This is a genomic window from Candidatus Lokiarchaeota archaeon (assembly GCA_014730275.1).
GTDB lineage: Archaea > Asgardarchaeota > Thorarchaeia > Thorarchaeales > Thorarchaeaceae > WJIL01.
The window spans coordinates 57,908-81,562 of sequence record WJIL01000006.1; the positions used below are offsets into that span (position 1 = coordinate 57,908).

27 protein-coding genes are annotated in these 23,655 nt (G+C 44.9%); 14 read left to right on the top strand and 13 right to left on the bottom strand.

The genetic code is table 11. The features are described from left to right. The first annotated feature begins 42 nt into the window (after window positions 1–42). The 3 genes from GF309_00665 (at window position 43) to GF309_00675 (ending at window position 2,622) form a co-directional block, all read left to right on the top strand. Window positions 43–402, top strand: a complete 360-nt coding sequence (locus GF309_00665; GenBank protein MBD3157273.1) for a hypothetical protein — start codon at window positions 43–45, stop codon at window positions 400–402. A 128-nt stretch (window positions 403–530) separates the two neighbouring features. Then, complete coding sequence (locus tag GF309_00670; protein ID MBD3157274.1) at window positions 531–1,289, top strand: hypothetical protein; 759 nt, start codon at window positions 531–533, stop codon at window positions 1,287–1,289. Between the two features lie 100 nt (window positions 1,290–1,389). Continuing rightward, window positions 1,390–2,622: a hypothetical protein gene (locus tag GF309_00675; protein MBD3157275.1), complete on the top strand. Its 1,233-nt coding sequence runs from the start codon at window positions 1,390–1,392 to the stop codon at window positions 2,620–2,622. Window positions 2,623–2,749: 127 nt separating this feature from the next. Here the strand turns inward: GF309_00675 and GF309_00680 are convergent, their stop codons facing one another. After that, the gene (locus GF309_00680; GenBank protein MBD3157276.1) at window positions 2,750–2,899 is read right to left on the bottom strand and encodes a hypothetical protein; all 150 of its coding nucleotides are present in this window, start codon (window positions 2,897–2,899) and stop codon (window positions 2,750–2,752) included. A gap of 275 nt (window positions 2,900–3,174) precedes the next feature. After that, complete coding sequence (locus GF309_00685) at window positions 3,175–3,939, bottom strand: methyltransferase domain-containing protein (GenBank protein ID MBD3157277.1); 765 nt, start codon at window positions 3,937–3,939, stop codon at window positions 3,175–3,177. Window positions 3,940–4,471: 532 nt separating this feature from the next. On the opposite strand from GF309_00685, the gene GF309_00690 reads away from it, so the two are divergent. Genes GF309_00690 through GF309_00700 form a run of 3 tightly spaced genes read left to right on the top strand, consistent with a single transcriptional unit; the run spans window position 4,472 to window position 7,652 of the window. Beyond that, on the top strand, window positions 4,472–5,443 hold the full coding sequence (locus GF309_00690; GenBank protein MBD3157278.1) for a pyruvate dehydrogenase (acetyl-transferring) E1 component subunit alpha: 972 nt from the start codon (window positions 4,472–4,474) through the stop codon (window positions 5,441–5,443). A gap of 9 nt (window positions 5,444–5,452) precedes the next feature. Continuing rightward, window positions 5,453–6,418, top strand: coding sequence for an alpha-ketoacid dehydrogenase subunit beta (locus tag GF309_00695; GenBank protein MBD3157279.1), 966 nt, complete (start codon window positions 5,453–5,455; stop codon window positions 6,416–6,418). A 16-nt stretch (window positions 6,419–6,434) separates the two neighbouring features. Beyond that, entirely contained in the window at window positions 6,435–7,652 is a 1,218-nt protein-coding gene (locus tag GF309_00700; GenBank protein ID MBD3157280.1) for a hypothetical protein, read from the top strand. A 10-nt stretch (window positions 7,653–7,662) separates the two neighbouring features. Here the strand turns inward: GF309_00700 and GF309_00705 are convergent, their stop codons facing one another. The 4 genes from GF309_00705 to GF309_00720 are packed head-to-tail and all read right to left on the bottom strand — an operon-like array spanning window position 7,663 to window position 11,964. After that, the gene (locus GF309_00705; GenBank protein MBD3157281.1) at window positions 7,663–7,938 is read right to left on the bottom strand and encodes a ferredoxin family protein; all 276 of its coding nucleotides are present in this window, start codon (window positions 7,936–7,938) and stop codon (window positions 7,663–7,665) included. Then, window positions 7,935–9,218 carry an NAD(P)-binding protein gene (locus GF309_00710; protein MBD3157282.1) on the bottom strand — a complete coding sequence of 428 codons (1,284 nt, stop codon included), beginning with the start codon at window positions 9,216–9,218 and terminating at the stop codon, window positions 7,935–7,937. Before GF309_00710 ends, GF309_00705 begins: the two co-directional genes overlap by 4 nt. 37 nt (window positions 9,219–9,255) lie before the next feature. Next, window positions 9,256–10,785 carry a phytoene desaturase gene (gene crtI / locus GF309_00715; GenBank protein MBD3157283.1) on the bottom strand — a complete coding sequence of 510 codons (1,530 nt, stop codon included), beginning with the start codon at window positions 10,783–10,785 and terminating at the stop codon, window positions 9,256–9,258. Between the two features lie 18 nt (window positions 10,786–10,803). Beyond that, the gene (locus GF309_00720) at window positions 10,804–11,964 is read right to left on the bottom strand and encodes a hypothetical protein (protein ID MBD3157284.1); all 1,161 of its coding nucleotides are present in this window, start codon (window positions 11,962–11,964) and stop codon (window positions 10,804–10,806) included. Window positions 11,965–12,025: 61 nt separating this feature from the next. On the opposite strand from GF309_00720, the gene crtI (GF309_00725) reads away from it, so the two are divergent. The 7 genes from crtI (GF309_00725) (at window position 12,026) to GF309_00755 (ending at window position 18,828) form a co-directional block, all read left to right on the top strand. After that, complete coding sequence (crtI, locus tag GF309_00725) at window positions 12,026–13,498, top strand: phytoene desaturase (protein ID MBD3157285.1); 1,473 nt, start codon at window positions 12,026–12,028, stop codon at window positions 13,496–13,498. Window positions 13,499–13,514: 16 nt separating this feature from the next. After that, window positions 13,515–14,375 (top strand): prenyltransferase, encoded by an 861-nt coding sequence (locus GF309_00730; GenBank protein ID MBD3157286.1) that lies wholly within the window; start codon window positions 13,515–13,517, stop codon window positions 14,373–14,375. Continuing rightward, window positions 14,375–15,151, top strand: coding sequence for a carotenoid biosynthesis protein (locus tag GF309_00735; GenBank protein ID MBD3157287.1), 777 nt, complete (start codon window positions 14,375–14,377; stop codon window positions 15,149–15,151). Before GF309_00730 ends, GF309_00735 begins: the two co-directional genes overlap by 1 nt. A gap of 66 nt (window positions 15,152–15,217) precedes the next feature. Then, window positions 15,218–16,246 (top strand): hypothetical protein, encoded by a 1,029-nt coding sequence (locus GF309_00740; protein ID MBD3157288.1) that lies wholly within the window; start codon window positions 15,218–15,220, stop codon window positions 16,244–16,246. A 21-nt stretch (window positions 16,247–16,267) separates the two neighbouring features. Beyond that, on the top strand, window positions 16,268–17,326 hold the full coding sequence (locus tag GF309_00745) for a hypothetical protein (GenBank protein ID MBD3157289.1): 1,059 nt from the start codon (window positions 16,268–16,270) through the stop codon (window positions 17,324–17,326). Window positions 17,327–17,572: 246 nt separating this feature from the next. Then, window positions 17,573–18,382, top strand: coding sequence for a hypothetical protein (locus tag GF309_00750; GenBank protein ID MBD3157290.1), 810 nt, complete (start codon window positions 17,573–17,575; stop codon window positions 18,380–18,382). 107 nt (window positions 18,383–18,489) lie between these two features. After that, entirely contained in the window at window positions 18,490–18,828 is a 339-nt protein-coding gene (locus GF309_00755) for a carboxymuconolactone decarboxylase family protein (protein ID MBD3157291.1), read from the top strand. On the opposite strand, the gene GF309_00760 is transcribed toward GF309_00755, so the two are convergent. The 4 genes from GF309_00760 to GF309_00775 form a co-directional block, all read right to left on the bottom strand. Continuing rightward, entirely contained in the window at window positions 18,829–19,182 is a 354-nt protein-coding gene (locus GF309_00760) for a cupin domain-containing protein (GenBank protein MBD3157292.1), read from the bottom strand. 103 nt (window positions 19,183–19,285) lie between these two features. Further along, entirely contained in the window at window positions 19,286–19,729 is a 444-nt protein-coding gene (locus tag GF309_00765) for a CGGC domain-containing protein (protein MBD3157293.1), read from the bottom strand. 15 nt (window positions 19,730–19,744) lie between these two features. After that, window positions 19,745–20,785 (bottom strand): alcohol dehydrogenase catalytic domain-containing protein, encoded by a 1,041-nt coding sequence (locus GF309_00770; protein ID MBD3157294.1) that lies wholly within the window; start codon window positions 20,783–20,785, stop codon window positions 19,745–19,747. Between the two features lie 31 nt (window positions 20,786–20,816). After that, window positions 20,817–21,179 (bottom strand): hypothetical protein, encoded by a 363-nt coding sequence (locus GF309_00775; protein MBD3157295.1) that lies wholly within the window; start codon window positions 21,177–21,179, stop codon window positions 20,817–20,819. 160 nt (window positions 21,180–21,339) lie between these two features. Between GF309_00775 and GF309_00780 the strand changes: the two genes are divergently transcribed. Continuing rightward, the gene (locus GF309_00780) at window positions 21,340–21,699 is read left to right on the top strand and encodes a hydroxymethylglutaryl-CoA reductase (GenBank protein MBD3157296.1); all 360 of its coding nucleotides are present in this window, start codon (window positions 21,340–21,342) and stop codon (window positions 21,697–21,699) included. Between the two features lie 116 nt (window positions 21,700–21,815). Here GF309_00780 and GF309_00785 read toward each other — a convergent pair whose 3' ends face one another. From GF309_00785 to GF309_00795, 3 genes are read right to left on the bottom strand one after another with little or no spacing between them, the layout of a single operon-like run. Beyond that, window positions 21,816–22,253, bottom strand: coding sequence for a hypothetical protein (locus GF309_00785; protein ID MBD3157297.1), 438 nt, complete (start codon window positions 22,251–22,253; stop codon window positions 21,816–21,818). A 5-nt stretch (window positions 22,254–22,258) separates the two neighbouring features. Next, window positions 22,259–23,170, bottom strand: coding sequence for an alpha/beta hydrolase fold domain-containing protein (locus GF309_00790; GenBank protein MBD3157298.1), 912 nt, complete (start codon window positions 23,168–23,170; stop codon window positions 22,259–22,261). Between the two features lie 42 nt (window positions 23,171–23,212). Continuing rightward, entirely contained in the window at window positions 23,213–23,557 is a 345-nt protein-coding gene (locus tag GF309_00795) for a hypothetical protein (GenBank protein ID MBD3157299.1), read from the bottom strand. Window positions 23,558–23,655: the final 98 nt, after the last annotated feature.

The following is a 23,655-nucleotide window of genomic DNA, read 5'->3' on the forward strand; positions in this document are numbered from 1 at the left end:
GCTCCCCTGTCTCAAAAAGGTTCGAATTGCCTTTCTTAAGGATTGTTTGTAGACATACCCTTTTTATGGCTACGAGAATACCCAAAACTGGGTGTTGATGTGCCACGACGGAAAGACCGCCCTCGTAGAACGCGGTATGACATATATGCGGAACTCATTCGTGTCATCTATATCTACGGCCACTGCCCCCTTACTCGAGCGGCACGTTCATGCAATATGCCAGTTGATCGTGCAAAGGATAGCATCAACATGCTCTGTGATAGAGGTCTGCTAGAAGAAGAGGACGATGACGGGCAGATTCTATACACAGTAACAGTGCGTGGCCACCAGTATTTGGAGCTTTACAAGCGTATGGCAAAGCTAGTGGGTATGCCAATGCCCGATCCAATTATGGGAATGTAGCCACATTAGATGTGGTCTATACCCATGAAATACAGATACTCCGGAAAACCCGAGGTTTTTATGGCTCTAAAAGGCCAAAACTTTAAGCAAGATAGAAACCACGGGTAATCAGGAGGTCACCATCTCAAATGGGAGTACCACAATCTCAAATTGTGGACTACAATACGAAACTCCAAGTTACAGCAACAGTAACTACAGGAGGTCCACAGTCTCAAATCAGCCTATTCGGTGTGCTCTTCATTGCCATGATTTTGGCGTTAGTAATTATCTATGCTCTCAAAAGATATCTGGGCAACTGGAGAGAACGCACGATTGAGGAACCATTTGAGTCTACGGATGAACAATCAGTCTGGTCGTTTCTCCGGTCGAAGTTACCTAGAACGAGAGTTCTCGCTTTAATCATCATTATTGTCATCGGAATTCCAAGTGTATTCTTTATTGGTCGAATGCCGGTCCATCGAACCAACATCACTCACACAGATCCTGAAGGAGATGTATCGGATCCTAACATCGACATTGTCCAATTGCGCTCATACCGAACTGGTAACGACATCGCACTCGAAATAACAGTTGCAGGGGAAATCAGAAACGTAACGGATTCTTCACCGTATCCTGATCCATACGATTACAGAATAACGATAATCACAAGGAGACCGAATGAAGAAGGTACCCCGGCTTACAGAGTCAGCTACACGAATGGAACCCTCGGGTTGCAGTACGATACCAGAGCCAACGTAGATAACAATACGCTAACCATTTTCCTTCCTTTGTATGAAATAGATTCACGATACTACATAATTGATATCAAAGGCAAAGCGAGGACTTACACCGAGACAGATACCACAGAGGCAGATTCGGACCGTCCTGTTGAAAGGCTACTTTTCTAGGGATGGTCACAATTTGTGACTACTGATTGTGACTTCGCTTTATATGTAGAGGATAGTGGATTATACATAGAAAATATGCATCAAAGGAGCAACGAAGAACATGAAATTCAAAGGTGAACAGGAACTCGTACTGGGTCTGGTTCGAGAAGACCTCGAGCTAAAAGACTGTAGATACGTAGTTCCTGAAGACGGGTCCCAAATCACTGTAGAGGGAGACATCAGAATCAAAGGCGAGACGTTCTTCAGAGGGAGTGTAAAAGCACAGAATCTGGAAGTAACTTCAAGCGACAAAGTGACAATCGAAGGTGATTTGGAAGTTGAAGGATCAGCCACCGCAAAGAAAGGCAGTATAGAAGTCAGGGGTTCCGCGAAAGGACAGATTTTCGAAGCCGGTGGTTCACTCACAATAGGCGAGAATCTCATTTGTGGAGGTGCCAAAGGTGGCGGCTCAATCAAAGTGGGCGGTAACGCAAAGGCACAGAGAATGAGTGCAGGTGGATCTCTGAGTATAAGCGGAGATGCTGTTGTTGACAGATTACGTGGAGGAGGCTCAATCAAAGTGGGCGGCCGAATCGAAACAGAAGAGCTTCATGTCGGTGGCAGCGGTAAATGCAATCATGGAAAAATCGGAAGAGTGAACATAGGCGGCAGTTTCAAGGCCGAAGGTTCTGTTGAAATCGACGAGATTGATGTTGGCGGCTCTGCCAAAGTCGGACCCAACTCCAAAGTAGCATCCGTTGATGTCGGAGGCTCATTCAAGGCAGCTGACAATTTCGAGTTCGGGGACATTGATGTTGGTGGTAGCGTAAAGATCAGTGGCAATGGCAAGGGCGGAGAAATTGATGTTGGCGGAACTGTGAAAGTATCTGGATCGCTTGAGCTGGAAAATGTAGAAGTGGGCGGGAAGCTCTCTGTAGATGACAACCTCAAAGCAAGTCGAAAGATCAAAGTCGGGGGAACGGTCTCTGTTGGCGGTAGAATCGACACATACCGTATTCTCGCAGGCGGAAGAATTGAAGCCAAGTACATCTTCGCTGAAGACGGACTCAGAATCGGGCGCAAGGGTGAAGTCCGAGGTTTTGTAGAATCCAAGGAAATTTGGATTCGCGAACGTGCCAGGACAGATTCGCTCTACGGAGAAGATATTCGCGTCGAGGAAAGAGCAAGAGTAGCGAACATCTATGGAAAGGATGTTTACATTGAACGAGACGCAATAGTCGAGGGAAAGGTCCTCTACACAGACAGCCTCGAAAAAGAGAGCGATGTAACAATCAGAAAAGACACCAGAAAGGTGGATGAGCTTCCCCCACCAGAAGAATTGGCAAATAGTTAGATTCACCAATGCGGTCGCTATTTGTAAGCAATAAAATAAGCAGGGGTGCCGGGTTGATAGCGAAAAAACTTGGCACCCCTAGTCAAGTGTTTTTCTTGTGATTAAATCCAAGATTCTACTAAGCCAATCACAGAGATTCTTTTTCTTGCTGTATGTTTCGGGTCAGAATTGCCCTAACAGGTTCTGTACTCATTCTTGCTACGATTTCCATATTTCGTTCAAGCTCAAACCACTCTGCAATTGGAAGATTGGGAATTACTTTTTTCGTTTCTGACACGAAATCACGCTCCAATGTGGTAAATTGTCTGATTCAATTTATCTGAAACTAGTCCTATGAAACAGGGACAAATACCCGTGTTCGGTTTTTGATGGGTCAACAAGAAATGACCCAAATTTGTCCGTAATTATCGAGTTTAGATTTATGAAATTTTCGAGGGTAAGAAATGCTATGCAGTGAATCCACGAATCGCACTGAAACGCCTTGCGATTGACTATGAGTCCACATCTTTTGAAAATTCCACCTTGTTTTAGGACATATTGACATCCGTTGTGCTATTCATTTTCCTTCTGCAGAACGAGTATTCTCCGTGTAGACTCTGGTTCATACGGTTCTTTCCCGAAGCCACCAAATTCTTCAACAACATCAAACCCCGCCATTTTGACCAACAAATCAGCCTCGCGGTTGTAGATTATTGCCACCGAGGATTCAACTTCCACAATTTCATCAACATTATCTTCGCCGCCAGAGATCCGATACTCTATGTTTACATCCTGTCTCTGTTCAACTCTGTCCACTTTGGCCTTTCCCCTGCGTGATACCGTTCGACCATCAGGTAGCTCAACTGGTTCGTTTTCCCACTCGCTTTCTTGATCATGGAGAACTCCGGGATACAAGTCCAGTAGAAACAAGCCGTCATCGCGCAGATGCTCGCGTATGCTAACAAGTGTTGAAAGCTGTTCTTCTGTTGTCACTGCATATCCAAAGGATGCAGGAATGATAATCAGAGAGAAAGTGATGTCAAAACCGAAATTTGTCATGTCTCCTTCAACTAGTGTTATTCGGTTTTCGGCGGGTTCTGTAAGCCTGTCTAGCTTATTCCGTGCAATCGAAAGCATTGAAGGTGATTTTTCAAGAGCAAAAACACGGAAGCCCTCCTTTGCAAGGGGAACAGTAACGCGCAAAGTGCCGGCTGCAAGATCTAGTATCGGTGAGCCTGTTTCATGAGCGTAACTGACATAGAATGGGATGTCGCTATTATCAGCAAAAAAATCGTAAAATTCAGCTGCCCCTTCGTAACCAACATTATTTGACACCATGATGTCCTCCAAGATACATAAAGCATTTCAAGCATTTGAAGGATTCCCATCGGATTTTCACTTCTCACGGCTGACTTATTCGGAGAATCAAGAATTTCCCAACGAGAGATGGGGAAGGGGGAGAGGATATCCCCCTTTTCTTACACGTTGAGCAGTTTAAAACGGCTGATCAGGCATTTCTGGATCCAATATACTTCACCTCATTTCTTCAAACAGGAAAGGCATACATCGTCTACTCGTTTCTCACTATGATGAAAGAATCACATGCCTACCAGAGAAAATAGCCGTTACAGTTTCATACGACACATTTGCATAGTTGTGCTTATATTATACTCAGCAATACGAGTATGGAAAGGATTATCATCGTCTCGGCAAATACCGGCACATTCTTCGTAGTAAACACCTATTGCCAAATCTGATGTATCCGAAGATTCTCCTAATCATGAAAAGTTCAGCAAACCAAGTCAGTTCGAAGCTTTTATCAGATTGAATTGTCGGACTCGCTCAGGAACCTGTCAATACAGGCGGTTAGATGATGGACGTCACAAAGGAAACCTTGGAAGATCTTTATACGCAGACTCTCAAAGTCAGGCTTTTCGAAGAAAAAGTATGGGAAGTATTCGGGCGCAATCTGATACCGGGCACGCTTCATCTCTATCTTGGAGAAGAGGCAGTTGCTGCAGGTGTAAGTACAGCTCTGAGAGAGTCGGATTGGATTCAGAGTACCCATAGAGGGCATGGGCACGTTGTCGCGAAAGGAGCGGATATGAAACGAGCTTTTGCCGAGTTGCTTGGAAAGAAGACGGGCTCATGCAAGGGGAAAGGTGGATCCATGCATATTACGGAGTTTGAGGCAGGTATTCTCGGCGCTACAGGCGTCGTGGCCTCAGGCCTACCAATAGCTGTTGGAGCAGCTCTTTCGGCACAGTTGCGAGGAACCGATGAAGTGGTAGCTTGTTTCTTTGGTGACGGAGCCTCAAACAACGGAACTTTCTGTGAGTCCCTCAATATGTCTGCGATATGGAAATTGCCTGTAATCTGGGTAGTTGAGAATAACTTTTACGCTATGGGGACACCAATCAAGCAGATGTGCCCAAGTCAGAGCATAGCAAGAAGAGGCGAAGCGTATTGTATCCCAAGTCAAGTTGTTGATGGCAATAATGCATTGAAGGTCTACAAAGCCGCAGCAGAAGCAGTAGAAAGAGCACGAAACGGCGAAGGTCCATCACTGATTGAGTGCCAGACATACAGAAAGAAAGGCCATTCTCGCTTTGATCCCGCTGATTATCGACCAGAGGAAGAGGAAGAAGAATGGTTGAGCAGAGATCCTGTTGAAATAATCACGAATCTTGCCATTGAGCAAAAAGCGTTGTCCAAGAAGAAAGCTGAGAACATCCGAAAACAGCTGCAAGAGCAAGTGGATGAAGCGGCTGAATTTGCAATCAATTCTGAACATCCTGAACCAGAAGAAGCTCTGGAAGATGTGTTTGCGGAGGTGGCCTAATTGACGGAAATGACGTATCGAGAAGCCCTAAGAGAAGGTCTTAGAGAAGAATTACAGCGTGATGAACGCGTTTTCATGATGGGCGAAGATATTGGCAAAAACTGGGGTGGTGCATTCAAAGTAACCAAAGGTTTTGTCGAGGAATTTGGCGAAGAACGTATCAGAGACACACCAATTTCAGAGAACACAATTGCAGGAGCGGGTGTGGGTGCAGCAATAACGGGAATGCGCCCAGTTGCTGAGATAATGTTTGGTGATCTCATTACGCTGGCCATGGATCAAATCTGTAACCAGGCAGCAAAGATGCGATATATGTTCGGCGGACAAACATCTGTACCCCTTGTCTTGCGGACCGTATTTGGAGGGGGCAAAAATATTGCTTCCCACCACTCGCAGAGCCTACAAGCATGGTTCATGCATACACCAGGGCTCAAAGTAGCAGTACCTGCTTTCGCTTCGGATGTCAAAGGATTGATCAAGACAGCCATCCGTGATCCAGATCCAGTTATGTTTTTCGAGCATAAATTGGTCTATGACAAGAAGGAAGATGTACCAGATGACGAATACCTCATCCCCTTTGGGGAAGCGAAAATCCGTCGCGCAGGTGAGGATGTTACTGTCTGGGCCACGTTCAGAATGCTACATCAAGCCATAGAGGTAGCAGATGAGCTCGCCAAGGAAGGAATCAGTGTCGAAGTTATCGATCCAAGAACTCTAGTGCCGCTCGATAAGAAGACCCTCATTGATTCGGTTGTCAAAACGGGGAGGCTTGTTCTTGTTACTGAGGAAACCAAGACAGGAGCGACCACAGCAGAGATATCAGCATTGGTACAAGAGGAAGCTTTTGACTGGTTGGACGCCCCAATCAAACGGGTGAATGCACCCGATACACCAATACCTTTCAGTCCCACTTTAGAGGACTATTTCATACCTGACAAAAAGCAGATTTCCAACACAATCAAGAGTATCGTATAGAATCTGAGGGAGCCCAATGGTCGAGATTATGATAATGCAACGAATGAGCGTCGCAATGGAATATGGCGTGATTCTGGAGTGGCTAAAAGAAGAGGGTGAACACGTCGAAAAGGGCGAACCCGTTGTTGAAATCTTTGGTGAGAAAAATGAGTTCGAATTAGAATCGCCATACGAGGGTATACTTCTCAAACAGCTCTGTGAAGTGGATGATGAGATTCCAATCAGTGAACCTATAGCAATCATAGGCGAAGAGGACGAGGAAGTACCTGATATCACACCCAAAAAGCTTGGAGAGATGGAAGAAGACCAGACTCCTGCTGCCGAAGACAAACGAACAGCTGTTGAGGTAGTCAAAGAAGCTGAATCTACTGGGCAAACCGAAATCTCTAGGCTAAGAGGAGGGAGAGTCAAAGCATCTCCACGAGCAAGAAAGAAAGCCGAGGAGCTTGGTGTCAATATCAAAATGGTTCGTGGTACAGGGCCGAGCGGTCGGATCGTAGAGGATGACGTGATAGAAGCATCAAAGGTACAGGTGGATTCTAGAGAAATAAAAGAAATAAAACCAATGAGTCCATTGAGGCGGACAATAGCGCGAAGGATGACAGAAAGCTCAGAACGACCTCACATCACAATGATCACCGAGATTAACATGACAGAAGTTGTCAAACTCAGAAAAGAAATCAATACAAAAACTGAGAAAACTCATGCTTTGAGGATTTCGTTCAATGACATAATTGTAAAGGCTGTAGCAGACACCCTGGAGAAATTCCCCCATTTCAATGCAACTCTTGAGGGTAACAACATCAAGATGTATGATGACATAAACATAGGAATAGCTATGGCAACAGATGAAGGTCTGATAGTTCCAACGGTGTTCTCAGCCAATAAAAAATCGATTACAGAAATAGCACAAGAAAGCCAAGGACTGAAAGAAAGAGCACAAGAAGGTGAATTGACTTCTGAAGAGCTTTCAGGCAGCACATTTACCGTCTCAAATCTAGGACCATTCCAAGTGGATCTTTTCATTCCACTCATTAACCCACCAGAAGCTGCGATTCTTGCTCTCGGGCAAATCAAAGAGAAGCCGGTGGCTGTTGACGGTATGATTGGTATTCGCCACATGATGATGGCTTCATGCGCAGTGGATCACAGAATCCTTGATGGTGCTCCTGCAGGAAAGTTCCTCCAAGTACTGAAGGAGTCTCTTGAGAATCCCTATTTCATGAAAATATAGATGAAACCATTTAGCCATGTCTGAAGACTACCCCGAATCCACCACGGGGATAGCTCCAGTCAACTGCATCATATGGACAGATGATTTTGCATGTTCCGCACTCGATACAATCTTCGTACTGGAAAGTCAGTTCTCCATCTTCCAGCTTGAAACATCCTGCTGGGCAACTAGGTATACAGGGTTTTGATTCACAGGATGAACACTCCTCCTTGTCTACTACTATGTGAGCTTCTTCATCAAAGCGGTATTTCAGTAAGCCTAATTTGTTCTCCAAATCATCTCTCATAGCGCCCGCAATGCCTCCAGCAAATCTTTCATTATGTAAGGCAGAGGAACTCTAGAAAACATTTCATGAGTTGCCAACTGCAGCATCTTCTTTCGTTGTCCTTCTCCCTTGAAGGTATTCCGAGCGATAGCGTTGATGGTCTCAGCGTATTCTGTATGAAGCCGTGGATTTGACAAGAAGTCTGGTGCATGCTTGAATCGCCTAAGGTTACCTATGATGCCCCACTTCTCCAGATGATGCCAATAGGAGCTAAGCTGGGATTTTGAGAAATCTCCAGCGCTGACCGCATTTCGGACTGCTTGAGCAGCTGCTATGCCAGACGAAATTGCATAATTCATACCTTCGAATGCATATCCTAGATTCAAAACAAGTCCTGCAGCATCACCGACAACAATGATGCCATCATCGTAGAGCTTAGGCATACCACTGTATCCAGATTCAGATACCAAATGAGCAGAATACTCGATAAGCTCTCCACCAGCAATCATCCTTCTGACAAGAGGGTGTGATTTCAGAGGGGCTACCAATTCAGGTGCTTCTAATCGTCCAGACTCAAAGCCGGATAAATGTGCCACCGATCCGAGAGAGATCGTGTTCAGATTCGTATAGAGAAAGCCACCCCCAGCTTCTCCCAGAGTGCATCCCAAAAATGAATGTGCAACTCCTTGCGAGCCCTCCAATCCAAACCGTTCTTCAATAATCTCTCGCGGTAAAGAATAGACCTCTTTTACACCTAGGCCCATTTCTGAAGGTTCTAGGGTTCCCTTCAATCCAGCATCGGTCGAGACCATCGAATTTACACCATCAGCGGCTATAACCACATCAGCGTGGACCTCTTCCCCATCAGAACGAATTCCGATTACTCTCTGGTCATCTTCGATAACGCCTTCAACAAGCACTCCCTCTACAAGAAGAGCACCTGCATTCTCGGCCATCTGAGAAAACCATCTATCGAATTTGCTCCTGTTGATGGTATATGTTGAGTTGTCAGAAGCAAAGCTATCTCCTGAGCTGTATTCTAAAGTCGTTGCCGAATCGCCAGATAGAAAGGACACCCGGTGTTTGTTCACATGCCGCTCCACTGGAGATATTTCCCAAACATTGGGAATGAGTTTCTCCAAAACAGAGCCATTCAGAAGGCATCCGGATACATTCTTCTCGCCCGGTTTCTGTGCTCGGTCAACAAGCATCACTTCATGTCCAGTCTTGGCTAGAACGTAGGCAGCTGCACTTCCTGCAGGACCAGCACCGACAACAATGGTCTGTACTTTCTCTGGCATCAATCCCACCCTTTAGGAGAATCTATGCAGTCATCCTCTAGATTTTGGACTCAGCTAGGTCTTGCTGTATCAAATCGGTTGTAATATCTGCAGACATGATAACGCTGGGAACTCCTGCACCAGGATGTGTTCCTGCACCGACTAGATAGAGCCCCTTAATGTCTCGTGATCGATTATGTGGTCTGAAGTAACCAGATTGCATAAGTAGCGGTTGTAGTGAGAAAGCTGTTCCTTTGTACGAATTGAATTCGTCCTTGAAGTCCTGCGGCGTAAATACACGTTCGACAGCGAGATTATCAAGCAGACCCGGTAATACACGTTCATCTAGATGTTCAAGAATGTGATTTTTGAAATCCGCTTTTTTGGTCTCCCAGTCCGTATTAGAATCCAAGTTAGTTACCGGTGTACAAGCGTACATCGTCTCGCATCCCGGAGGTGCAAGCTCTGGATCCGTACGCGTGGGGATATGCAAGTACGTGGAGAAATCATCTGGAATCACATTGTTCTTGAAGATATCATCTATCAGTCCGCGATATCGGGGTCCAAAGACAATGCTATGATGTGTCATATCAGGATACGTCTTCTCGACGCCAAAATAGACCATGAAAAGGCTCATGCTCCAATCTGCTTTTCTATACCGTTTGTCGCTGTTCTTGCTTCGTTGTCGTTCATCTATCAAGCTAATGTAGGTCTCTGCCACGTCAGAATTGCAAACAACAATATCGGCATCGTAGTATTTGCCATCACTGGTTTCTACGCCTTCTACAGCCCCACTTCTGTCAACAGGAATGGCAATGACTTCAGAATTCAATTTGATAGTCCCGCCCAGCTCCTCAAACACTTGACCCATTGCATCCACAAGTTTGTGAGTGCCTCCTTTGACCCACCACACGCCGTGCTTCTCTTCAATGTACGTGATGAGAGTATAGATAGCCGTTGCATCGAAAGGGTTACCACCAATAAACAGTGGATTGAAGGATAATGCCATGCGAAGACGTTCATCGTCGACATAGTCTGATACAAACCCATAGACGCTCTTGTAGGCTTTGTATCTAAGGCCTGCAGGCGCCATCTTCGCCATACTCCAGATTGTTTCGAAGGGCATCGATCCAAACTTCTCAAAACCAAGTTCGTAGATTGGTTTAACTTTGTCTAAAAACTTGCGGTAACCATCTACGTCCTCCGGACTCATTTTCTGGATTTCAGCGATATTATCCTCATATCCACCATAATCCATGGTTGTGCCATCGGGGAAGTAAAGTCGATATTTTGGCAACACACGCTCAAGTTCAACATAATCCTCCAATTTCTTGCCTGCAGCCTCGAAAACATCATGAACCACAGTAGGAGGTGTAACGATGGTGGGGCCTGTATCGAACGTATAGCCCTTCTCGGTGAAGACTCCCGCTCTACCTCCTAATTGATGTCTCTTTTCCAATAACGTGACTTCATGGCCATTCGCTTGGATTCGTATTGCAGCTGCTAGTCCACCTAGACCTCCACCTACAACACAGACATTTCGCCTATCAGTCTTTGTTTCATTTGACATAGTAATTTCTACCCTCATTGTAATTGGTTGCTTGGACTACCTCTGCCCTTTGCGGACTAAATCGTATGTTTTCTTCTCTTGATTGTATTTCCTGCGCAGTTTGAAAGCAATCCAGAGCTTCCTCCATTTTGGCACCACGGCCCGCTTCTCAAAGACCTGATAATCCATCTTTTCAATTTCATGCATGATTTCACCATAAACTTCCGCCGCAACTCTCACAGTAAAAGAAGCAGCCGGTGGCAAATCCTGTAAACCAATTTCGGCCTTTGCATAAATTGAATGAGCTCGAGCGATTTCGTGTTTGAGAAGCAATTCGAAATTAGGAGAAACTGTACGATTTTCAAAATCAGATATCGGTACCCTGAATTCGTCTCTTAGCTTCTTGGGCAAATAGATTCTGCCGTTGTCATAGTCTTCAGCAACGTCTCTCAATATGTTGGTAAGTTGAAGTGCTACTCCCAAATCAGCAGCGCGATCCAAAGTTTCTGGGTCAGTACTTCCCCAAATGTGGCACATCATCAAACCAACCGTCGAAGCCACATGATAGCAGTATCTGTCCAACTCTTCCACAGTTTCAATTTCTTTCAGACGCAGGTCCATTCTGACGCCTTCAATCAGTTCATGCAGATATCGAACCGGTATCCTGTACTTCACCATAGTATGACCGAATGCTCTGAAAAGTGGATGGGAGAAAACCTCGCCCTTCGCCAAGCGTTCAGCAATATCTTTCAAGAGATCCAGTTCATGCTCGATCTCCTTGACGGTCAGCTCCATCTCATCGGCGAAATCATCAACCAATCTGCAGAACCCATACAGAGCAGCAATTGATTTCCGTTCTTCTTCATTCAAATATCGAGACGCAAAATGAAACGATCGAGCATGCAATTTGAAAACATCCATGCAGTACTCGTAACTCAAGTCCAAATCTGGTGCATCTAAATCGTCACTGCTATGTACTTCTGATGGTAATGTCGCCAAATGCGCGTGGTATTCACTCAGCATATTCCTACTCCTCTCTACAGACACCCGGCACCTGTGACTGTGGGATTCTTGTTCCCACCTGAGCAATCCTGTTCTCTCCTCACGAAAGCCCATCTGTCTAAGATTTTTAGCACTATCACAAAATATTGCTTTTAAACTAATAGATATTCCCTTGCCATTCTGTCGAATCGAGATTAGTGAAACAACGGTCATCACAGAGGGAGTAGGGTAACCATATTAGGGATGGTTTCAGTAGATAATAGAGGAGTGAACTCACTTGAGGATTGGAGTGATTGGAACAGGCATCGGTGGCCTATCTGCAGCAGCTTTGCTAGGCAAGCAAGGCCATGAGGTTGTCCTTATCGAGAAAACCGATAGACCTGGAGGAAGAGCACGTGTTTGGAAGAAAGACGGTTTCGTTTTCGATATGGGGCCGTCTTGGTATCTCATGCCAGAAATTTTTGATCACTACTTCGAGCATTTCGGAAGAAAAGCAGAAGATTTCTACGATCTCATACGACTGAATCCATCGTACCGTATTTTCTTCCCGGAACGCGAAATCATTGACATCTCAGCGAATCTTGAAGAAAACATGGAACTGTTTGATCAACTGGAGGAGAATGGCGCTGAGAAACTTCGGGAATACCTTGACCAAGCTGAAGAAAAATATGAATACCTGCTGGATGGTCTTATGTATGAGAACCTCTCGGGTATTCTATCGATGCTGAATCCAAAGCTGTGGCGGGCAGGTTGGAAACTCAGTATCCTTTCCAACATTGATGGCTTGGTTAGCAAGTACTTCGATGATGAACGAAGCAAGAAAATACTCGAGTATTCCATAGTGTTCCTTGGAGGCAATCCCGAGAACACACCCGCGTTGTACTCGATGATTTCTCACATTGATTTCAATCTAGGCGTTTGGTATCCATATGGCGGAATTGGCAAAATCGTGGAGGCCCTCGTTTCATTGTGTGAGGAATACAACGTTGAATTCAGGTACAATACTGAAGTGGAACATATACAAGTAGAGAACAAGAAAGCAAGCAAGCTGATAACCAACAAAGGTTCTATCGATGGGGATATCTTCGTTGTCAATGCAGATTACCCACATTCCGAAACAGACCTTCTAGAAAAGCAATATCAGCAGTATCCAGAAAGATACTGGGAGGGCAAAACCATTGCTCCGTCAGCATTCGTTCTCTATCTCGGTCTTGACAAGAAAATCGATTCCTTGACTCACCACAATGTTATCCTTGATCACGATTGGGTAGCGCACTTTAACCAAATTTTCGATGAACCGGGATGGCCGGATAAACCCGCATACTATCTTTGCTGCCCTTCGAGGAAGGATGATACGGTTGCACCTGAAGGAATGGAGAACATATTCGTGACCGTGCCGATATCACCAGGGCTGGAAGATACCCCTGATCACCGAGAGATGTATTTCAAAAAGATAGTCTCCCACATGGAGAAAGTGATTGGGGAACCTATTGAAGATTCAATTGTGGTTAGACGTATCTTCACACTGGATGATTTTGCCAATGAGTACAACGCGTACAAAGGAACTGCTGTTGGACTTACTCACACCTTCAGTCAGTCAGCATTCTTTAGACCAAGGCACGACAGCAAGAAAGTGGATAATCTCTATTACACTGGGCAATATACACACCCGGGAATCGGCGTACCAATGGCATTAATCTCTTCAGAGATTGTTGCCGACATGATAACCGAAGATTATGACATTGCATGATGGAGAATAAGTGTGAATGACGAATATCCTGAAGCTTGCTTATAGCATTTCAAGAGTCAGGTTCTGGCTGTACTTGGGTGGAACCTACCTCGTAGGCTATATTATCGGCATTTCTACAGTGGGCCAACTCATTGACCCTTTTTTCATCGCGCACCTCTTCTACTTCATGATCCCAGCCAATGTACTTCTCTATGGTGTAAATGATCTCTCAGATCGTGATACGGATATGTTCAACCCAAAGAAAGGCGACAAAGAGTACAAGACCAAACAACAAGACCTAAAGAAGCTCTATGCTCTCGTAGGACTTTCTTTTCTATATGGCTTCATTCTCATGTTTTTCCAAAGTGATCTTACCGCAATTTTGCTTTTCGCGTCCTGGATGGTTCTTTCCGTTCTTTATAGCGTAGAACCAATCAGATTGAAAGCGGTACCTGTTTTAGATTTCACATCGAATTTCCTTTACGTTATTCCAGCGCTCTTGGCAATATATCAAACTAAAGGAACTATTCCGCCTCTAATTCCGGTATTTGCTGCGTTCTGTTGGACAGCCGCAATGCAGCTCTTCTCTGCTGTTCCAGATATCGAGGCGGATAGAAAAGCAGACGTAAGAACCACAGCAGTAGCCATTGGGAAAAGAGCCTCGCTTCTCCTGTGTTTGGTATTCTGGGTCCTCTTCGCAGTGATTCTTGTTTTTGTTCATCCGTGGAATTACCCATGGAATCTCCTCACCTTTGTGTATCCCATGATTCCGGTTTACCTTATTCTAAAGCGGGAAGCTGATGTTAGCAGGGTCTACTGGTTCTTTCCCTACTGGAATGGCATCTTCGGTATGATAATCTTCTTCACTATTGGGCTTCCGAAACTGGGGATGATTTGATGCAACTGAAGAAATCAAATGATGTGTTGTTGGCTGTATTCTGTGGAGCCTTCTTCCTGTCAAGTTACCTAGTGGCAAATGTTCCGATTGGCGAGTCGGTTACATGGGTTTCTGCCTTTTTCATTGTGGCCTTAGCTCTACCTTCTTACTACTATTTTATCAAGTGGGCAGGCCCAAAAAAGGGGATGTTGATACTGATTCTTTTCGCGATATTTCCAGTTATCATCGAATCGATCGGAATCTCAACAGGAATACCATACGGAAGCTTCCACTATGCTGAGACCATGGGATTCAAGATTCTTGGTTTGGTTCCATGGAGTGTTACTTTTGCATTTGGTCCATTGCTTCTTGGTTCCATGACGGTCACAACACGACTTTCTCAGAACGCGTCCTTAGCCATCCCGGCTAGCGCAATTGTGCTCGTCCTAGTTGACCTCGTGCTTGATCCTGCAGCAGTAGTACTCAATATTTGGGTCTGGTCACAACCAGGTGCCTATTATGGGGTTCCCCTCGTAAATTTCGTCGGATGGTTCATTACTGGAACTGTAGCATCAATTATCTTTCATCTACTTACGAGAGCGAATTCAGATAAGATGGTTCAAATGCCTCGGACTATAGCAAGTAGTCTGTTCATCATACTATCGTTTTGGAGTGGGTTCTCACTCTGGAAGGGGCTATTCGTTCCGCTTCTTGTTGGCATACTGTTGATTGGTTTCCTTTCTTGGAGACTATACTATCCTCAGCTAACTATCCGCAATCGCCAGAAAAAGAACTAGAGAATCCACATAGCAGAACTTAAGAAGATACATCTATGATGCAGAGCAATACAGGAGAGGACACACGTGGATAATGACTTGCAACACCTCATCAGTACTGACAAGTCTCAGGCTGATCAAATGCTGCCTAATTTTCTAGAGTTAGCAGAGATACAATCAAGGCTGCAAAGGATTGATGGTTACATTAACGAATTCATGGCCTCTAATCAGGGGAAACCCGAGATTCTCTACGAAGCAGCATACCATCTGATAAAGGCAGGAGGAAAGAGACTCAGGTCACTTATTGCCGTACTCGCGTGTGAGGCAGTTGGGGGAGAAATCGAAGATGTCTTACCGGTTGCCTTAGCAGCTGAACTACTCCAAACTGCAAGTCTAATTCATGATGATCTGATTGACGATGACGAGACAAGACGAGGCGTGCCAACGGTCCATAGCATCTTCGGTAGAAAAACTGCACTTCTCGCAGGTGACTTGTTGATATCACAGGCCATTCGCCTTCTAGGTGATTATGGAGAACCAGATCTTCTGAGTCACATAGGTGTCGGGGGAACAAAAATGTGCGAAGGAGAAGCTGCAGATTTATACCTCAGCCCAGAAAGGCCGGAAGATTATACGCTTGAGGAGTACTTAGAAATAACGCAGCGAAAGACTGTATCATTCATTGAAGCCGCCGTTGCAATAGGCGTTAGAATCGGGGGTGGGGATGAAGTGAAAACAAAAGCACTCAAGGATTATGCAAAAGGCATGGGTGTAGCGTTTCAGATTCGTGATGACATCCTCGATGTCCAGTCTCATGAACACACTGTTGGAAAGACAACAAAGTCAGACCTGCGTTTGGGCAGACCAAACTATGTCATTCTTAGCGCATTGAGATACAGCGACGAAGAAACAGGACAGAAGTTATTCAAAGCGCTAGTTGACGAAGATATTCATAAAGTACTTCAAATCGTCGATGAAACTGCTGTTGTTGCTCTCGCGAAGGAAGATGCAAAGCAACACATAACCAAAGCGAAGAGGGCACTTCGAGAAGTCAAGATACTCAAAAAGCATCTTCTTAATAGGATGGCAGATTACGTAATTCATCGAAATGTCTGATAGAAACAGAGTGTGGTTTTAATGGGGTTATCCCATGAGAAGGGAGACACGAGAGAATCAAAAAGAAACAGATTCAACTCCATTGTATCATGGATAATATTGATACGACCACCGTTCCTACTAGCAACCGCCGGTTCCATAGCTGTTGGTGGAGCAGTAGCATTTTCCGAAACTGGTTCTTTCAATTGGTTCCTGTTTGCTCTAACCATTATGTCAGGAGTTCTCATTCATATGGGCACCAATGCCGCAAATGATTACTTCGACCATATGAGCGGTAATGACGATATTAACGTAAACTATGTCAAGCCATTTACAGGCGGTAGTCGCATGATACAACAAGGAAGGCTTAATCCCAAAGACATTCTGAGTGTCTCTGTATCTTTGCTAACTATTGCTGCTCTGATTGGTTTCTACCTCTTTCTAAGCGTAGGGTGGATTGTCCTCATACTGGGTTTATTCGGCGCATTCTCGGGTTTTTTCTACGCTGCCCCACCTATCCGCTTGGCAAGCAAAGGCATTGGAGAAATCCTAGTAGGGCTAAACTTCGGTATATTGCTCATCATCGGCACGTACTATGTTCAAACGGAATCTTTCGGCCTTCAACCGCTATTAGTATCGATTCCTATCGCTCTTTCAATATCAGCCGTATTGTGGATCAACGAATTCCCAGATTATCAAGCGGATAAGCAAGTTGGGAAGGATACTATGGTAGTAAGAATAGGATTGCGAAGGGCATCTCATGTCTTTGTGGCTTTGATCCTGTCCGTCTATATTCTCTATGCGGTGTTTATCATTTCCGATTCTATCAACCACTACTCATCTTTTGTGTTCTGTACAGTTCCCCTAGGTGTGGTTTCCGTGATTGAAGCACGAAACCGGTATCCGTTTCCAGAGACCCTCGCACCAGCCAACGCATCAGCGGTTTTGAATCATCTAGTCCTTCTCGGATTATTAATCTCAGCTTATCTAGCTGCTTCAATCAAAGCACCAACTACCATGCTTATTCTAACAGGAACTGTAGTACTATTGATTTGTTTTGCTTTAGCAGCCGGTTGCAGAAGACTAGAAGCAAGCAAATGACAGTCCATCCAAAATACGACCTTAAATGCCAATGCCAAGAATCACACATGAGCCGCACCATTGTGGTCGGTTCCAACCTCGAAACGACATCTGCTCTAGCCGGTGGCGAGTATCCTCCCGTCACCGGCACCTTTTTGTTCCAAAATAGTACCCCTTTAGTCTGTTATAACAACACCTATTAACATCAAATAGTAATTTTGTTTGAGGCTTGGAGAAGCGAGTGTACCTTACGGCAGATGTAGTACCATGTCCTGGCGATTGATAGATAATGAAGAATCCGATATATACAGGAATTTGGCGCTAGAAGAGAGTCTGGCCAGAACAAATGCTGGTGCAGTCGATAAAACAAATACAGTGCGGTTCTGGAAATCGGAACCCTCCGTGGTACTTGGTAGGTTTCAATGTGTTCATGAGGAAGTGAACATAGAGTTTTGCAGGAACAACGATATCAGTATAGCTAGAAGATTTACTGGTGGAGGAACTGTTTTTCACGACGAAGGTAATCTGAATATTTCATTCTGTCTCGATCAGTCGGAAAGCTGTGTTTCAAGAACCCTTCGAGAACTCTATTGGAATTTCATAGGCACTCTAGCCAAAGGTCTACGAAGCATCGGCATAGGCGCCAGTTATGACCCCAACAGAAGCTGTATTCGCATAAACGGGAGAAAGATTACAGGCACAGCAGGATGGCTCAAACAAGGAGTCTCATTCATCCACGGTACGCTCCTACTATCTGCAAATCTCGAAACGCTTAGGAGAGCACTTAGTCCGCCTCCAAATCAACCAGTCTATCTTAGAGATGGCAGGTCCATACGATGCAAGGAGAGCAAAAAGGACGTTGTTACCACAATTGCCAAAGAGTTCGACTCGCCACCTAATGAAGACGAAATCAAGCAAGCAATCATAGATAGTATTGCAACGTTCACAGGAGCGGAAATCGTCAAAGATAACTTTACTCAAAAAGAAGAGGCCATGGCAAATTCACTATATCATACGAGATACAAGAGAACTAAGTGGAATCTAGGCACACTGTCTGAAAGCAAATCTAGGAAATAGTAGATTCTAGTTAAGGCCAAAAAACGGGTTTTTCAGAAACACTTTAACATAGCGTAATCCAACTTGGAGCCTGAGCAGATATTGCTAATCAAACGGAGAAAAGAGAGATGACCAAAGACGTTGGAGACAGGCTGCGTTACTTCCAAAAGCATTTTGGCGCACTGAACAGAGACATTCCGGAGACAAGAAACGCATTTACGGATCTTCTCAAGATAGTAGATCGGGATGGTGCCCTGCCACGCAAATTCAAAGAAATCATATGCATTGTAGCTAGCATTCTCGAGCCCTGTGAGAGCTGCATGGTGTATCATACGAAACAGGCGTTATCAGCTGGAGCTTCTAGAGAAGAAATCATGGAAGGGTGTGCAGTTGCAATAGTTATGGGTGGTGGACCCGCAGCAGCCCACATTGCAACAGTGCAAGATGCATTAGACAAGTGGGCATAGTTAGTAATTCTTTACGCAGATAAATTTGGCAGGGTTATCCCCCTTGTTGAAGAATTGATGTTCTTCATTTCCTGCAATATGTAAAACATCACCTGCAGTAAGAAGAATGGATTTACCCTCAATAACAGCAGTAGGCGTCCCTTCAAGGACATAGACACCATGATCATGTTCATGGTTATCGAGCGAAGTATGACCGTTCGGCTCAATTTGGTATGTTCGCATCGCAAAATGAGTTGAGCCGTTCTCAGAATTGAGCAGTGAATTCTTCCACACGCCTTCGACGCCGTTAGCAGTAACTTGCTCGTAGTCTGATAAGTCAGAGTCTCTTGTCAAATACAAGGCGGATACATCCATATAGATTTTTGAAAGGTCCCCTCAAAAGAGCACTGGTTGCTTTTTTGGTCCAATCAACCCTTTTTTCGTATTGGGAGTGTTAAGTGTGTTCTTTAGGGCTGAATCAACCATATTTTCTACGTGTTTTCTCATCGGTCATAACATGCTTCAAACGTTCTTCCCACTCGGGAGCTTCCCACGTCCCGAGAGCTCGATGAGTTTTCATGTAACTTGAAGGGATGGGGTGGGTTCCTAGAACAATGTCTAGGCCAAATTTTTCTTCGATGAAATTTTCGAAGTAGTCAATCATAGTGCACGGAGGATACCCGACTAGAAATCCTGTAGCAAGATGAATTACCTCTGCGCCATTTGCTTTCATTTCTTCTCCAGCGTACTCTATGTTGCCGCCTGGACATCCACCACAAGTTGCATAGCCAACAATCCGTAATTCCTCATCGTAGATGCTGAATGCGCCTTCTCGTGCATGGAGTGACCTGAAGCATTTACCCCCTGCGCAATCCCCATAGCGTTCACAGACTATGATTCCCAGTTTCTTCATTTCTCTCATCTCAGTAGTAGATTTCTATGAGAAATTGGTAAAGAGAACTTTGATTGCTTTCTGATCCTCCATTAGCTCAAATCCCTGTTCCCATTCATCAAGGGATAGTCGGTGAGTTATCAGCGGGGCAACAGCGATTTTGCGTGAAGCCATCAACTTCAGTGTTGTTACCCAAGATGAAGGTATGGTGCCCCATGTGCCGGTCATTGTCAGTTCTTTCACAATCATCTGATCGAGGTCTACTTCAGCAGGGCGACCACGCACTCCTAGAAGAGCTACGTGTCCCGCCACTTTCACGAATTCTAGGGCCTGACTGCAAGCAGCACATGAGCCAGATGCTTCAACCACAACATCAGCACCTATTCCTAGGGATTCATCGTTGACAATATCGATTGGATCTTCCTTCTCAATATCGATTGTACGGTCGGCTCCGGTACGTTCTGCAATGTCAAGCCGCCATCTATCAGAAGACATACCGGTGACAATGACTTTTCCTGCCCCCATAGCTTTGGCAACTTGCAATGATAGCAGTCCCATCGTGCCTGGACCTTGAACGACAACAACATCTCCAGGACAAATAGGAGATTTCTCAATAAGCGCGTGGACCACACATGCGGTGGGTTCAGCCAAGGCCGCTTCTTCCAAGGGTACGCTGTCTGGAACCTTGTGTATGATATACTCTGGCACGGTAAGATACTGGGCAAATGCACCATTCGCTCTCGAGACCCCGAGAATACGCTTGTTGGGAGCGGTGCATCTGTTTACGTGTCCAGTTTTGCATTGGTGACACTGTCCACAATATGCGGTGGCTGGAGAAACCACTTCATCTCCAACTTGGATAGTGGAAACCTCAGAGCCGATATCAACAACCGTTCCGGAGTATTCGTGGCCAAGGACTACTGGTGGGGTATGAAATGCTTGATCGTGCTTTATATGAACATCAGTCCCACAAATACCAGCAGCTTCGACTTTCACCAAAACTTCATCATTTTGGGGTTTGGGCTCGGAAATGGTTCGTATCTCTAGATTACCCGCACCGCGGGCGGTTTTCATTAGGCTTTTCAAATGTTTAGGCTCCCATAGAAGTTATCAGAGCTCAAACTTCTTCGAATGTAGCTCGAACAGTAGCACCACAATAGCTACATTTGGCTTCAAGCGGACCTACCCAGTCAATGGATTCATGTGATAATGAAGCTCCACAACTCGGGCAGCGCTCTGGAAGTCGTACTGTCTGCATAGTGGAACCATCCCTACGAGTTCCCTGTTCACGATGTCTCTCAGGTATTACAAAAGAGGGGGGCTGTACGGTGAAACCAGAGGCGGTTTGGCCTATACCCTTACAGACCTTGAAAGACACTATTAAGAAAATAACGAAGAATATTATTGGGAACAGCAAGAAAAACGCTGAGAAGCCAAAAAAGAAATCAAAGAATTCAAAGGGGCTGAATGGAAATTGCAACGGTAGTTCTCCTCTTGTAATGAGTTCTCTAGGTTGATGTCGGGAAAGTCCCTTATTACATTTGTCAGAAAAGAGGTGCTGCAGGATACGGGAGGGCACAATCTATAAAAGATGGCTAAGGTTGTAATTGAGTTGTCTAATCGATGGAGGAACCAATACATTGCAAATTCCAGCCTTTCTGCTTCGGAAACTGTATATCAAAGGCAGTCTAGAAAACGTTGAAGACGGATTCCATTTCAAAATCAAGAACTCGTTGTCCCCCGGCACAGCAACCGCGATGGATCCCATCAAGGTTGATGACGAAGAGTACCCTCTAGAGAATACAGTCATTAAATCTGAAGACACCGAAATCACAGGTTCAGAGGTCTCGGAGGATAACCCGATTCCAATCAAAGTCGGCGTTGAAATTCTAATTAAAGTTGAGGGCGATCAGCTCGGTGAGGGAGAACACAAAATCGATATTGGTCTTCAAACAAAAGAAGCCGGGAAATTGGCATTCGACGTCAAAGACGCTTTGTAAAAGAAGCATATTAGGTAACAAGAGTCGATACGAACCCAATCATCATAGAATCCATCTATGCCTCTCTTGGCGGTAGGGAGGGTTTAAACTTCGAAAAATGCATTCCACATGATGAATTACCAACACCAAGGAGCATCAAGCTGGAGAAAGTGATAGGAGACTGATGAGAGGGAAATCCCAAAACTGGCCTGTACTGTATACCCAATCACGGGAATTATCATAACATCGGCTCCAAAGATGAAGAAGGATGAAAGGAACATACCTCCAATAATTGATAGAAATGATAGAATGATTACCAGTAGTGTTACGTATGCAAATCGATGAATAATCCATCCTGCTTTATCATCTCTATTTACCAATTGTAGAATCATCAGAATCTGAATCAGTTCGAAGGTGGTACCGAGAACAATCGTTGCTGATGCGAGCTGCTGAATCAGAAAATATCCAAGCGCACCAAACATGGATAGGAGGACACTGAGACTCAATATCAATGATGTCAGAAATGAGTATATTCTGAACATGATGGGTCTCTTGAACTGTTCTATCACACGCACACCTTTCACCCCCCATTCAATTCTAAGCTCATGAATCGCTCAACATAGTATGTTGACATCTGTGCCCCGTATGCATAGAAGTTATAGTCAAAACCATGCCCCGCCAAGGGTATGGTAATGAGAAGACACCTATGTCCAAGGTTATTTGCCAGTCGATAGAAACTCACTCCTTGACTCTCATAATCAGCTAACCCATCCATACCCCCATGAATAATCATGATAGGCGGAACTATCGTACTGTTCGAAATAAGCGAGGCTGCAAAGAGCTTCTTGTATTGTTCTTCAATTGGTAAGTCGCCCTCCACGAGGGGATCAAAAAAACCACGTTCATCCCTTGTGATATTTGTCACTGGATAAAACCAAATGCCAGCCCTGACAGTCATATTGGACGAGAAGTATCCTGCGAACAGAGCGTTCTTGTGACCAATAGTCACGAGTGAGGCAAGATTCCCTCCTGCTGACCTTCCTACAACAAAGATATTCTCCATGTCCGCTCTGTATTTCGAGCTGTTCATTTCAAGCATCTTTGTGAAATAGCCCACATTCTCAATCTGATTGTCGATGTTGTAGCTTCCGTTGTAAGAGGGTCCAAATGATGCTAGTGAAGAGAATGTGCCAAAGTGTTCCACATATTCCTCGGGCAGGCTTGTGACATCAAAAAGACCATACTGAATATCGAATACCACAAATCCTTGTGATGCGAAGTATTGATTGAACAGAGGGATGTTATAACTACCTTTGTCGCCGAGAACCCATGCTCCACCGTGAAGTGTAATAATAACCGGAAATGGACCCGCTCCCATGGGACAATACCAATCGAAGAAGAAAGTGTCCTGACCATTATCGAGATAGGGGATGTCGTATTCCGCACTGAAGCTCGTTTCGTCAATAGGAACCCCGAATAGATTGTCAAACATCGAGTAAGGAGCAGGCCGTAGTCCTGAAGTATCAAGTTCCGCCTATTGTGCCCCATAAACTGACACCATCTGATTCTCGGCCTCGGCAATGCTAAAGGGCATGACGGGATAAGGAATGATTGCACCAACGAAAATGAATGCACAAACCCCCGCTATAACTAGCCTTTCTCTCCGTTTTTCTATGAAGGAAAACCGAATGATGATCACCCCACTTGTCAGCACTAGAATGTAAAGCAGTGGAGCAACACCAGGATAGAACATCGCTATGAGCCAGCCAAGGGTGGAAGAGCCAAAGAAGAGGTAGAGGATTGTGACCAGCCCGAAGAGGCCTATACAGAGGTAGCAAAGGAAAAGCAGGATATATCGAAGAATCTGCTTGAGTCTCATCTCTTTCCTCTCAGCCGTAAATATGCAGTACAGTACTTCGGTATTAATGCTTATCGAGATAATCAAGAAGAAATGTATTCAGGTGCAAAAACGTTGTA